The sequence below is a fragment of the Metabacillus halosaccharovorans genome, assembly GCF_002019635.1.
In the GTDB taxonomy this organism is placed as follows: Bacteria; Bacillota; Bacilli; order Bacillales; family Bacillaceae; genus Metabacillus; species Metabacillus halosaccharovorans.
In genome coordinates, this window is sequence record NZ_KV917371.1 from 2,097,148 (window position 1) to 2,110,049 (window position 12,902).

A 12,902-nucleotide genomic window follows, 5' to 3' on the forward strand; every position below is an offset into this window, starting at 1 on the left:
ATTGGCAGAAAAAGCGAGGGTCATTATTGTTACTGATGGAGATGAATATGCAGCAAGAACAATTGAATATGTAGCAGCTCAAATAGGGGGAAGAACCATTTCGCAAACCCAGGGAAATCCTACTATTCTTAGTGGTAGCCAAATAGTTGAGCTTATACTTCAGGCAAAAAATGACCCTGTCTTTGTCATGTTTGATGATTGTGGATTATTAGGTGAAGGCGCTGGTGAAGTAGCTTTAAAATATGTTGCAGAACATCCCAAAATAGAGGTCCTAGGTGTCATTGCAGTAGCGTCCAAAACACATCAAACAGAGTGGACGAGAGTTGATGTTAGCATTGACAGATTTGGTGAATTAACCGAATACGGTGTAGATAAAAGTGGACTTAAAGATCTTGAACTTGGAAGAATAAGCGGTGATACGGTGTATTGTTTAGATCAATTAGAGGTACCAGTTATTGTTGGAATTGGGGACATTGGCAAAATGGCTAGAAAAGATAGTGTGAAAATTGGATCACCAATTACAATGAAAGCTGTTGAATTAATACTAGAAAGGAGCGGTTATGATTGACTTCAGAGACAGAAGCTAAACAGTATCCGATAACGGGAAACTTAGCAGAAAGTGAAAAATTTTTCACCGAACATGTTGGACTTAATACAAGCTTTGATTTAGGTGTAAGGAAGTTGACCATACTAGACTTTCAAGTAAATATATATTATTTAAATGGTCTATGTGATACGAATTACATTACTCAAATATTAAAGAATGTATCATTAATAAATGATAGTGAAGTAAATCATATAAAATTCAAGGAAATTTTAGAAAATAGAATTGTTAACCAATCAGTCCAAAAGATAAGAACATTGGATGAAGTGGTTGACCAAGTACTTTCAGGGTTAATCGTTTTCCTTATGGAAGGTTCGGACTATGGCTTGGTTGTTGATGTAAGAAGCTATCCCGGCAGACAACCTCAAGAGCCTGATACAGAAAAAATTGTCCGTGGAGCAAGGGACGGGTTTGTCGAAAATATTATTGTTAACACAGGCTTAATCCGCAGAAGGATTAGAGATGAACGTTTGCGTTATGAAATGATGAAAATTGGTGAACGCTCGAAAACAGATGTTTGTCTTGCTTACATCAAAGATGTGGCCGACCCCGGACTAGTTAAAACCATTAAAAAAGAACTTGATACAATCAAAGTTGATGGAATTACAATGGCTGATAAAACAATCGAAGAATTTTTAGTCAAGCAGGGCTATAATCCGTATCCCTTAGTAAGGTATACAGAAAGACCGGATGTTGCGGCTAATCACTTATTAGAAGGGCATGTATTAATTATTGTGGATACATCGCCGAGTGTCATTATCACTCCTACTACATTCTTTCATCATGTTCAGCATGCGGAGGAATATCGCCAAGCACCAGCAGTAGGTACGTTTTTACGATGGGTCAGGTTTTTAGGAATCATAGCATCCATTTTCCTTTTACCATTATGGTTTTTGTTTGTTCTGGAACCTTCTCTTTTACCTGTAAATATAGCTTTTATTGGACCAAATGAAGAAAAAAATATTCCGATTGTGTTACAAATATTTTTAGCTGATTTTGGGATCGAGTTTTTAAGAATGGCTGCGATACATACACCAACATCTCTTTCAACTGCAATGGGTTTAATCGCTGCTGCGTTGATCGGTCAAATTGCGATTGATGTTGGTTTATTCGTGCCGGAGGTAATCTTATACGTAGCTGTTGCTGCAATTGGAACCTTTGCTACACCAAGTTATGAATTGAGTGTTGCAAATAAAATGGCGAGGTTAATTTTGTTAATTGCAGTTGCTGCTTTCAAATTAGAAGGCTTTGTTATTGGATGTACACTTTTTATCTTCTTACTTGCAAGAATAAAATCATTAAACACCCCTTACCTATGGCCGTTTCTTCCTTTTAATGCGATGGCCTTATGGCAAATCATTATCCGTACATCTGTCCCGGGAGCTAAGCTTAGACCGAGTATTGTTCATCCTCAAAACGTAAAAAAACAACCGGAATAGGGTAAAGTGACATTGAAAGAACCCCTCTTTTATGATATTGTATGTTTAATTTCATGCAGAATTTTCAAAACAGACAGTTAATGACCAGCTGGTGTTAACTGTCTTTTTCCTTGAATAATTAATCAAATAATTTACAGGCAAGATAAGTTAAACGTAAAAGCCTAGTTGTAGAAAGAGGGGATACATTTTGTTCTTACATGGTACTAGTAAGATAAATGAAAAAGGGCATTTAGAAATAGGCGGAGTGGATACCATTCAATTGGCAAAAGAATATGGTACACCTCTTTATATTTACGATGTAGCGTTAATAAGAGAACGTGCTCGAAGCTTTAAAGAAGCTTTTGAAAAAATGGGCGTTAAAGCACAAGTTGCTTATGCTAGTAAGGCATTTTCATCGATTGCCATGTTTCAGCTTATTGATGAAGAAGGTCTCTCATTGGATGTTGTATCAGGCGGTGAGTTATATACAGCCATTGCTTCAGGATTCCCTGCTTTAAAAATCCATTTACATGGTAACAATAAAAGCAAAGCAGAACTTAAAATGGCATTAGACCACGGTGTAGGGTGTATTGTTGTAGATAACTTCTTTGAAATTGAACTTTTAAAAGACCTCACCAAAACATCTGGACAAAAAATATCGGTCCTTCTACGAGTCACGCCAGGTGTTGAAGCACATACACATGATTATATTACAACAGGACAAGAGGATTCAAAGTTTGGATTTGGTTTATTAAATGGACAAATTGAAAAGGCGATCGAGACAGTATTGGATTCAAGTCATATTCAATTGCTGGGAATTCATTGCCATATTGGTTCTCAAATATTCGATACTGCTGGATTTGTCCTAGCAGCTGAAAGAGTATTTATGAAAATCAAGGAATGGAAAAGCCAATTCTCATTTATCCCCGAGGTTGTGAACCTGGGTGGAGGTTTTGGAATTCGCTATACAGCAGAAGATGAGCCGCTTCCGGCAACTTATTATGTGGAAAAAATTGTTGAGGCTGTAAAAAATCAAGTAAATGAAATGGGTATTGCAATGCCGGAGATTTGGATTGAACCAGGCCGATCACTAGTAGGTGATGCGGGAACAACATTGTATACAACTGGTTCAACAAAAACTGTTCCTAATATCAGAGAATATGTAGCGATTGATGGTGGGATGAGTGATAATATTCGTCCTGCTTTATATCAAGCAAAATATGAAGCAGTATTAGCAAATCGGGCTTTAGAAAAGCATGATGTCCCAGTTTCAATTGCAGGAAAATGCTGTGAAAGCGGAGATATGTTAATTTGGGACCTTCCATTACCGGAAGTAAAATCAAATGATATTTTGGCTGTTTTCTGTACAGGTGCTTATGGTTATTCAATGGCAAATAATTATAACAGAATCCCTAGACCAGCAGTTGTTTTCGTTGAAAACGGTGAGGCACAACTTGTAGTGAAAAGAGAGAGTTTTGAAGATTTGATTGTCAATGACTTACCGTTACAATCAAAAGTAATTAATAAATAACGGTAACATAAAACGAGAGCAGTATGTCACTGCTCTCGTTTTTATGCTGACTGCTCATTGTTTGTGAAGATAGAAATGAAAGCATTCCACAGTGAAATGAAGAACTCTTTTACTTGTTCTAAGAAAGTTTGCCCCTCCTCAGAATTAAGGAAGTTTGATATTTTATCTCTTGCTTGGTCAAGTTGGTCACCTACTTGATTCCAATCAATATTAATATCCTTCATTTTGTTAAATAAATCAATTAAACTGTTGATCTGTTCTTCAGACAGAGTAATTCCTAATTCATTCGCTGCATTTTCGATCATTGTACGTATGTCCGCATCTGTCTCAGGCATTCCATTTTGAGCAATTTCATCTTTGATTTTTGCCATTAAAGCAGATGCATTTTCCGCTCCAACCTCATCTCCAAGTTTGGCTGTTGTGACAAGTTCTTCATTAGCAACCTGTTTTACATCTTCAGGTATAGCTTCCTCGGAAGTAATCTCATATGCTTTTATCAAGCCTGTTAAAGCAGCAGTACCTGAAACTTCGAAAGGAGCTGTAACGTAAATAGATGCATCTTTAACACCGGCTGTCATAAGGGCATTTAAATACATTTCATCTGTAACCCAGTTAATATTCTTTGTTTTTACTTCAAGCCCTGAACCGGACTCTTCAATTGTAATGCTTGTAGATGAAATTGCTTTCGTACCTATAGTAGCTTTTGGAATATAGTCACCTAAATATTGATGTTCTTCCTCATTAGACACAGTAATGATTTGATCATCTGATGTCGCATTCATTTCTTTTAAAATGGTTTGTTTTTGCTCTTCTGTTAAATTTTCTCCAAGAGTAATGGTCATATCCCCAACTACAGCATCAGCGTAGGTTAAAGATGGAAAAGCAAATAAAAGTAAAGCAATGAAACCTATTATATATTTTTTCAAGATAATGCCTCCTTATTTAAAACAATGACTCTTCCCATCTATTATAGTGCTTTTTTGTAAAAGTCAATACATGGTTAATGGAAATTAAGAATTTCTTAATATTATTTAAATACGATCTATTTGGTATTCCTCCCTTGAGTATAGTAGAATAGGTAAGTATTCATGTCTATTAGACGTACAAAACATATTGGAGGTTTCATACATATGAAAAAAGCGCAAATTACGATGGAAAACGGAGATATCATGACATTGGAACTTTACTCGAATGAAGCACCAGGAACTGTAGCTAACTTTGAAAAGCTTGCTAATGAAGGTTTCTATAATGGATTAACTTTTCATCGTGTTATTCCTGGATTTGTAGCACAAGGTGGATGTCCGAATGGAACAGGAACAGGCGGTCCAGGCTATACAATTAAATGTGAAACACAAGGCAATCCACATAAGCATGAAGCAGGTTCACTTTCAATGGCACATGCTGGGAAAGACACTGGTGGAAGCCAATTCTTTATCGTTCACGAGCCACAGCCTCACTTAAATGGGGTTCACACTGTATTTGGTAAAGTAGTTGATAATCTTGAAGCAGTTTATAAAATTAAACCGAATGATGTAATGAAAGAAGTAAAAGTTTTTGAAGAATAAAATCTAACCTAAAAAAGGACTGTCTCAATTCCGGGACAGTTCTTTTTATTTGTTCTATGATACATTTTAACATCATACCAATTTTTAAATTTCTAAAAAAGAAACATAAAGATTGCAACATTCTCATTATACGGATAAAATATAATTTATAATTTCATATTTCGTATTACATTCTTCGGGGCAGGGTGAAATTCCCTACCGGCGGTGTTGAAGGGGATGACCCCTCTTAGTCCGTGACCCGTTAACTTAATTTGTTAACGGTGGATCTAGTGAGATTCTAGAGCCGACAGTGAAAGTCTGGATGGGAGAAGAATTGCGTGAATTTTTGCGGTGTATTAAAGTCTGTGAAAAAATAGACATTTAATACTCTTATTTGACATACTCAAATATCAATTTCTGACATTTACCAAAGCCCCTAGTCTTTTTGACAGTGGGCTTTTTTTGCTTTGCATAAAATAAGCAAAGCAATGTAAACGTAAATATGACATCTTTACACAGGAAGGGGGAAATTAAGTGTTTACAGGAATTATTGAAGAGATTGGCACAATTCAAAGTGTACAAAACTCTAAAGAAGCGATTGTATTCACAATAGGGGCGAAGCATATTCTTCACGATGTTTCTTTAGGTGATAGTATTTCAGTAAACGGAGTCTGCTTAACAGTCACAGAATTTTCAGCTGAATCATTCTCTGTTGATGTGATGCCCGAAACAGTTAGGAGTACTTCTTTATCCCAATTGAAAAAAAGGTCACCAGTAAACTTAGAGAGAGCGATGGCAGCTAATGGAAGATTCGGTGGTCACTTTGTTTCCGGTCATGTTGACGGTATCGGGAAAATTACAAAAAAACATCAGGTGTCGAACGCGGTTTACTATGAAATACAGGTACCCGAAGAATTGACAAGTACATTGATCCATAAAGGTTCTATTACAGTGGATGGTATTAGCTTGACAATTTTTGGGTTAGACAAAGAAAAAGTTGTTATCTCAATCATTCCTCACACTTTAGGGGAAACTATTTTAGGTACAAAAGGTGTTGGCGATATTGTGAACATTGAATGTGATATGGTTGGGAAATATATAAAAAAATTTGTTTCTCAGCAAGTGCACACGAAAGGTCCTTCATTAAGTAAATCATTTTTGGAAGAGAATGGATTTGCTTAAAACAGGTTTAAATATAAGCTAACTAGCTGACTTAATGCCTTTAACATGTAACATCTATGAAAGGAGTTATATCATGTTCCATACAATTGAAGAGGCGATAGCAGATTTAAGAGAGGGTAAAGTAGTCATTGTGGTTGATGACGAGGATCGTGAAAATGAAGGGGATTTTGTTTCACTTGCAGATAGAGTGACTCCTGAAGCGATTAATTTCATGATAAAGCACGGCAGAGGGCTTGTGTGTGTTCCATTAACTGAAAAACAGGCAGCTAAGTTGGATCTCTCCCCTATGGTCACTCATAACACAGATCCACATGGAACAGCTTTCACAGTGAGTGTTGATCATAAAACAAATGCAACAGGAATTAGTGCGTTTGAACGTGCTGATACAGTAAGAGCACTTTTATCAGATGAATCTAAGCCTTCAGATTTTAAAAGACCAGGACATACCTTTCCGTTAATTGCGAAAGAAGGTGGAGTTCTCCGTAGAGCAGGCCATACAGAAGCAGCGGTAGATTTGTCTCTTCTATGTGGTGCCAAGCCTGGTGGAGTTATTTGTGAGATCATAAAAGAAGATGGAACAATGGCAAGAGTACCTGATCTTCTCATCCTTGCTGAAGAGCTTGACCTAAAGATTATTACGATTAAGGACTTAATTCAATATCGCAACCGTAGAGAAAAGTTGGTGAAGAAAGAAGTTGAAATTGAATTGCCAACTGAATTTGGTTCTTTTAGAGCAATTGGTTATTCTAATGTATTAGATCAAAAAGAACATGTTGCGTTTGTAAAAGGTGAGATTAACCCTGAAGAGGATATTTTAGTAAGAGTCCATTCAGAATGTCTTACAGGAGATGTATTTGGTTCTTACAGATGTGATTGTGGACCACAATTACATGCTGCACTCTCTCAAATTGAAAAAGAGGGTACAGGTGTATTACTCTACATGAGACAAGAAGGAAGAGGTATTGGTCTTATTAATAAAATGAGAGCTTATAAGCTTCAAGAACAAGGGTATGATACCGTTGTAGCAAATGAAAAGTTAGGATTTGGTCCAGATCTAAGAGATTATGGCATTGGTGCTCAGATACTTAAAGATTTAGGAATTGAAAAAATGAAGCTCTTAACAAATAATCCTCGTAAAATTGCTGGACTTGAAGGCTATGGCTTAACGATTATAGACAGAGTACCAATTGAAATGCCTGCAAGAGAAGAAAATGAGCAATACTTAAGAACAAAATTTGAAAAACTAGGTCATTACTTACATTTTTAAATAGAAAATTGGAGGAATTAAGGATGAAAAAAACATTTGAAGGTCATTTAATTGGAAGTGGATTAAAAGTTGCAATTGTGGTAGCGCGTTTTAATGAATTTATTACTTCAAAGCTACTAGGAGGAGCGGAAGATGCTTTAAAAAGACATGGTGTCGAAGAATCTGATGTAACCGTAGCTTGGGTTCCAGGTGCATTTGAATTACCATTAGTAGCAAAAAAATTAGCTGAGTCCGGCAAATATGATGCAGTTATTACTTTAGGTACTGTCATTCGCGGTGCAACGACTCACTATGATTATGTTTGCAACGAAGCTGCAAAGGGAGTTTCACAAGCATCATTAACAACAGGTGTACCGGTAATTTTCGGTGTATTAACAACTGAATCAATTGAGCAAGCAGTTGAAAGAGCAGGAACAAAAGCTGGTAATAAAGGCTATGAAGCTGCTGTAACAGCAATTGAAATGGGAAATTTATTAAAGACTCTTGATTAATTTTCCAAAAAAGGTGTTTAAAATCGTCGAAAAACTGTTTATAATGATTGAGAACAATGTATAATTTTGAATCATATATATAATTGTATTTATTTGTGAATTTGGCTAAAGTCAAACCTTGTTTATACCTTAAAGCAAGGTAAACCAGCTAATTTTTGTACGGTTTTAAACACTTTTGCTTTCATATTGAAGGCTAATTCGTTAATGAGGGGTATCTATGTTAATTCGCTTTAAAAAAAGTTTTGAAAAAATTGCTATGGGTCTACTGTCATTTATGCCGGCAGAAAAGGACTTAAAGCAATTACAACAAACAATAAAACAATATGAAACATCAGCTGAGTGGCAATTGTTTTTATGGAAACAGGACGAAGATATCATTGGTGCTATTGGTGTCGTTTTTAAAGGAGAAGACCTTGTTGAAGTTCAACATATTACCGTTAACCCGTCTCACAGACAACAAGGGATTGGTAAACAAATGGTATATGCGGTAACAGATCTTTATAAGAACAAAACAGTTATTCCAAATGACGAAACAGAAGCTTTTTTTGAAAAATGTAAAGATTGTAAAGAGTAATTGTTAAATGAAGAGGGTCAGACTTCCTTATCATTTCTCAATACCTTCATATTAGATAGAAGGTAGGAGAAAGTCCGGAGGTCTGACCCTTACAAATTTGGATTATTCTCTGTATGAACAGCTCGATTTTTTTTTCTTTTTTCTAATTCAACTAAACGTTCTTTAATGACGTCAGTTCGATTTCGTCTCATATGTTTATGAATTAGATCGAGGTTTCTTAAGTTACTTTCAATTCCCCATTCCATTCCCTCTTTACGGCAAATTAACAGGCACTCTTTCATTAGGTTTTTATTTATTATTGGAAGGTTTATACTTTTATATGGAAGTTGATGTTGTATATCCTCTTTTCTATTCACAAGTAAATTAAGAAGCTGATCACTATGTAACCCTAATTGTTCGATATGGTCTTTTTCTTTTTCTATAATCTTAATGGCATTTGAAATCATTTTTAAAGCTCCACTAAAATTTTCTCTTCTTTGGTGATAAAGCGCAACGGCGATTTGAATTAACCCAACCCAATATTTCTTTCTATTATTTAGTGCATCTTTTTTCCAGTGTTCTTCAAGAACTTCATGACATTCAAAATAATCTCGATCACAATGAAAATGGACAAGATATTCTATATATGCTCGGTCAAACATTGTACGTTAACACCTTCAATCCCATCATTTCTTAATGACAGTGTAACATAAAACAAGAAATGAATTTATATATGACTCGTTAAAAAGTTTAGAGGTTGCTGAGAAATCAGCAACCTCATTTTGCTATTATAACCAAGCAGCACCTACGATAATTAACAAAATGAACAATACAACAATTAACGCAAAGCCTGCACCGTAGTTAAAACCTTGATCACCCATGTTTTTGAATCCTCCTTCATGTTTAGCTTTTATACACTTGTAATATATGAGTGAAAGATTAAATTGTATAGGCAGAAGTCTATCTTTTGAAGTTTTTAGTTTTTTTTGAAGGTCTTGCCAGTAACCATACAAACGATAAATAACTATTGGACATGTTAAGAATTTAATCTATACTATATGGTGGCTAGTAGTAAGAATGGTGGGATAGATATTGAAGTATCACGTAAAAATAGACGCATTTGAAGGACCTTTAGATTTATTACTTCATTTAATAAACCGTTTAGAAATTGATATATATGATATTCCTGTGTCAGAGATAACAGAGCAGTATATGTTATATATTCATACAATGCAAGAGCTCCAGCTTGATATTGCATCCGAATATTTAGTTATGGCAGCAACATTATTGTCGATAAAGAGCAGAATGTTGCTTCCGAAACAAGAAGAAGAACTTTTTGAGGATGAATATGGAGAAGAGCCTGAGGAAGATCCGCGCGATGAGTTGATGAGGCGATTAATTGAGTATCGTAAATATAAAGAGGCTGCAGAGGATCTTAGATCACTAGAAGAAGATCGTTCACAAGTTTATACAAAGGCTCCAAGTGATTTAAGTGAATTTGTGACTGAATCTACGGCTCATATGGAATCTTTAAATGTATCCATTTATGATATGTTAGGTGCTTTTCAAAAAATGTTACGGAGAAAGAAAATTCAAAAGCCGGTTCAAACCAAAATTGCACGTCAGGAGATTCCGATTGAAAAAAGAATGGAAGAAATATTAACTGATTTAAGGTCAAAACCAGGCCGAAGAAAATTTCAAGATTTATTTCCTTCTAATAGTAAAGAGCACTTAGTTGTGACTTTTTTGGCAATTTTAGAACTAATGAAGACACATTCTATTGTTATCGAGCAAGAGAATAATTTTTCAGATATTTTTATTATGGGGAGTGAAACTTAAATGGCCTTAGGTGTGATTGATTGGAATTCAATCGTAGAAGCATTATTATTTGCTTCCGGCGACGAGGGTCTTTCCCTGAAACAATTAAAGATGGTTTTAGAGGTAGAAGAACAGGAAGTCGTGGATATCATGAAAGAACTTGTTGAAAGTTATAAAAAGAAAGACCGGGGTATTGAGCTTGTAGAAGTTGCAGGTCAATATCAACTTACAACAAAAAAAGAACATGCTATGTATTTAAAAAAATTAGTTGAATCACCTGGAAATGGCTCACTTTCACAGGCTGCATTAGAGACATTAGCGATTGTGGCATATAAACAGCCAATCACTAGAGCAGAAATTGAAGAAATTCGCGGTGTGAAAACAGAGAGACCAATTCAAACACTGGTAACCAAAATCCTTATTAAAGAAGTCGGGAGAGCTGAGGGAACAGGACGTGCAATATTGTATGGAACAACTAAAGAATTCCTGGAATATTTTGGATTGAAGTCAATAAAGGAACTCCCGCCACTTCCGGAAAAAGATAACGAATTTGAACAAGAGGAAGCAGATCTTTTCTTTGAAAAGTTTAACGAAACATTAGAAGACTTGAACTAATTTTGACTGACCTGAAAATACTTTTAGGTCAGTCTTTTTTTTGTCTGATTCACAGGGGGACAGTCGCAATTTTCATTTTTCATTCATAAGCTTTGTCCACGTGCATAAACTTGTACAAAACGAACGAGTAAGGGACGTGGTTGCTTTATGCTGCACATGAAGAAAATAACAACAGTGTTTTTCATCATTATCTTATTACTTGCATGTATACCCAAGCAGACCTACGGTATTGGTGTAAGTGCTCATACTGCCATTTTAATAGATCAAGAATCTGGAAGGGTCTTATATGAAAAACAAGCACATCAAAAAATGAGAATTGCAAGCATTACAAAAATAATGACTGCAATCCTTGCGGTTGAATCCGGTAAATTAAACGAAATGGTCACAGTAAGTGAGAGAGCACTCCAGGCAGAGGGATCTTCTGTTTATTTGCAAAAAGGGGAAAAAATTAAACTCGAGGATTTGGTGTACGGACTTATGCTCAGATCTGGAAATGATGCTGCTGTAGCGATCGCTGAACATGTTGGGGGTAGTCTGGAAGGGTTTGTGATAATGATGAATCAAAAGGCTGAAGAAATTGGAATGACAAACACGGTATTCGCAAATCCTCATGGATTAGATGATCATGAAAATCATTATTCAACCGCTTATGATATGGCGATATTAACAAAGTATGCTATGCAAAATGAAGTTTACCAAAAGATATCGGGTACTGAAACACACCGGGCACCAAATCCTAACGAAAAATGGGACAGAGTCTGGCATAATAAGAACAAACTTTTAACAACCCTTTATGAATACAGTACCGGCGGAAAAACAGGATATACTGTTAGGGCTAAAAGAACATTGGTTTCAACTGCATCAAAAGATGGATTTAACACCATCGTTGTCACGTTAAATGATCCGGATGACTGGAAGGATCATATGAATCTACACAATTTTGCTTTTAACAATTATGAGCTAGTCAAGTTAAAGAATGAAGGTACACTAGATGGGATTGAACACGAATTTTATAAGAAGAATGTATTCATAGATCGAAATGTTCTTTATCCCTTAAGCAAAGAAGAGCAAGAAAAGGTGAAGATTGATATTTCATTACAAAAACCCAAAAAAGATTGGGAGGATGTAAAAAAGGTACCAAATGTTGTAGGTGAAATGACAATTAAAATTGATGAAAAGTCAATTGCCAACATTCCTATCTACTTTGAAAATGGAAATGTGGAAAAACCAAAAGGCTCATTCTGGGACATGTTTAGAAATATCTTTTTTGCATCTGTTGGGGTAAAACGTTATGGTTAATATCATTTGGGTGATGTTGACGGTTATCGGCATTGTTTTTGCGATGTTTAATGGAACGATGGACGAAGTAAATGAAGCCATATTTAAAGGAGGAAAAGAAGCTGTTACGATTGCAATCGGTTTTATTAGTGTTTTAGTCTTTTGGCTTGGGCTGATGAAAGTTGCAGAAAAGGCTGGCTTATTAGAGAAGTTGGGTAATTTATTTAAGCCAATTGTAACAAGATTATTTCCTGAAGTGCCACCTGAACATCCTGCAATGGGATATATGCTTTCAAATATGATGGCAAACCTTTTTGGTTTGGGAAATGCTGCTACACCTTTGGGTATTAAGGCAATGGAACAGTTAAAAGTATTAAATGGTGGATCTGACAAAGCGAGTAGGTCCATGATCACATTCTTAGCCATAAATACGTCAAGCTTAACATTAATTCCAACAACGGTTATTGCAATTATGATGACCTATGGATCTTCATCACCTACCAGTATCGTTGGACCTACATTGATTGCAACATTTCTTTCAACATTAGGAGCTATTCTAATAGATCGTTTCTTTTATTATAGGAGAAAGAGAAAAGGGTGA

At 35.7% G+C, this 12,902-nt stretch carries 15 protein-coding genes and 1 riboswitch; of the genes, 12 read left to right on the top strand and 3 right to left on the bottom strand.

The features are described from left to right. Nucleotide 1: 1 nt before the first annotated feature. From spoVAEA to lysA, 3 genes are all read left to right on the top strand, one after another. Nucleotides 2-568: a stage V sporulation protein SpoVABEA gene (spoVAEA, locus tag BK577_RS09860; protein ID WP_078432728.1), complete on the top strand. Its 567-nt coding sequence runs from the start codon at nt 2-4 to the stop codon at nt 566-568. Beyond that, on the top strand, nt 565-2,043 hold the full coding sequence (locus tag BK577_RS09865; protein WP_078432729.1) for a spore germination protein: 1,479 nt from the start codon (nt 565-567) through the stop codon (nt 2,041-2,043). The genes spoVAEA and BK577_RS09865 overlap by 4 nt, the downstream gene beginning before the upstream one ends. A 187-nt stretch (nt 2,044-2,230) precedes the next feature. Next, a complete protein-coding gene (gene lysA / locus BK577_RS09870; protein WP_078432730.1) occupies nt 2,231-3,553 on the top strand; it encodes a diaminopimelate decarboxylase in 1,323 nt (440 codons plus the stop codon). A gap of 41 nt (nt 3,554-3,594) precedes the next feature. Here lysA and BK577_RS09875 read toward each other — a convergent pair whose 3' ends face one another. After that, nucleotides 3,595-4,479 (bottom strand): DUF1002 domain-containing protein, encoded by an 885-nt coding sequence (locus BK577_RS09875; RefSeq protein ID WP_180321207.1) that lies wholly within the window; start codon nt 4,477-4,479, stop codon nt 3,595-3,597. A gap of 204 nt (nt 4,480-4,683) precedes the next feature. Here BK577_RS09875 and BK577_RS09880 point away from each other — a divergent pair, with 204 nt between their 5' ends. From BK577_RS09880 to BK577_RS09900, 5 genes are all read left to right on the top strand, one after another. Next, nucleotides 4,684-5,118, top strand: a complete 435-nt coding sequence (locus BK577_RS09880) for a peptidylprolyl isomerase (protein ID WP_078432731.1) — start codon at nt 4,684-4,686, stop codon at nt 5,116-5,118. A gap of 167 nt (nt 5,119-5,285) precedes the next feature. Then, nucleotides 5,286-5,435, top strand: a riboswitch (FMN riboswitch). A 196-nt stretch (nt 5,436-5,631) separates the two neighbouring features. Next, nucleotides 5,632-6,279 carry a riboflavin synthase gene (gene ribE, locus BK577_RS09885; protein WP_078432732.1) on the top strand — a complete coding sequence of 216 codons (648 nt, stop codon included), beginning with the start codon at nt 5,632-5,634 and terminating at the stop codon, nt 6,277-6,279. 73 nt (nt 6,280-6,352) lie between these two features. After that, nucleotides 6,353-7,546 carry a bifunctional 3,4-dihydroxy-2-butanone-4-phosphate synthase/GTP cyclohydrolase II gene (locus BK577_RS09890; protein ID WP_078432733.1) on the top strand — a complete coding sequence of 398 codons (1,194 nt, stop codon included), beginning with the start codon at nt 6,353-6,355 and terminating at the stop codon, nt 7,544-7,546. A 23-nt stretch (nt 7,547-7,569) separates the two neighbouring features. Next, the gene (ribH, locus tag BK577_RS09895) at nt 7,570-8,037 is read left to right on the top strand and encodes a 6,7-dimethyl-8-ribityllumazine synthase (protein ID WP_026560266.1); all 468 of its coding nucleotides are present in this window, start codon (nt 7,570-7,572) and stop codon (nt 8,035-8,037) included. 217 nt (nt 8,038-8,254) lie between these two features. Beyond that, on the top strand, nt 8,255-8,611 hold the full coding sequence (locus BK577_RS09900) for a GNAT family N-acetyltransferase (protein ID WP_078432734.1): 357 nt from the start codon (nt 8,255-8,257) through the stop codon (nt 8,609-8,611). A gap of 89 nt (nt 8,612-8,700) precedes the next feature. Here the strand turns inward: BK577_RS09900 and BK577_RS09905 are convergent, their stop codons facing one another. Then, nucleotides 8,701-9,252 carry a DUF309 domain-containing protein gene (locus BK577_RS09905; protein ID WP_078432735.1) on the bottom strand — a complete coding sequence of 184 codons (552 nt, stop codon included), beginning with the start codon at nt 9,250-9,252 and terminating at the stop codon, nt 8,701-8,703. A gap of 126 nt (nt 9,253-9,378) precedes the next feature. Beyond that, on the bottom strand, nt 9,379-9,471 hold the full coding sequence (locus BK577_RS09910) for a YjcZ family sporulation protein (RefSeq protein ID WP_026560263.1): 93 nt from the start codon (nt 9,469-9,471) through the stop codon (nt 9,379-9,381). Between the two features lie 208 nt (nt 9,472-9,679). Here BK577_RS09910 and BK577_RS09915 point away from each other — a divergent pair, with 208 nt between their 5' ends. From BK577_RS09915 to BK577_RS09930, 4 genes are all read left to right on the top strand, one after another. Next, nucleotides 9,680-10,429 carry a segregation/condensation protein A gene (locus BK577_RS09915; protein WP_078432736.1) on the top strand — a complete coding sequence of 250 codons (750 nt, stop codon included), beginning with the start codon at nt 9,680-9,682 and terminating at the stop codon, nt 10,427-10,429. Further along, nucleotides 10,430-11,023, top strand: a complete 594-nt coding sequence (gene scpB, locus BK577_RS09920; protein ID WP_078432737.1) for an SMC-Scp complex subunit ScpB — start codon at nt 10,430-10,432, stop codon at nt 11,021-11,023. A 147-nt stretch (nt 11,024-11,170) separates the two neighbouring features. Next, nucleotides 11,171-12,322, top strand: coding sequence for a D-alanyl-D-alanine carboxypeptidase family protein (locus tag BK577_RS09925; protein WP_078432738.1), 1,152 nt, complete (start codon nt 11,171-11,173; stop codon nt 12,320-12,322). Then, a complete protein-coding gene (locus BK577_RS09930) occupies nt 12,315-12,902 on the top strand; it encodes a nucleoside recognition domain-containing protein (protein ID WP_026560259.1) in 588 nt (195 codons plus the stop codon). Before BK577_RS09925 ends, BK577_RS09930 begins: the two co-directional genes overlap by 8 nt.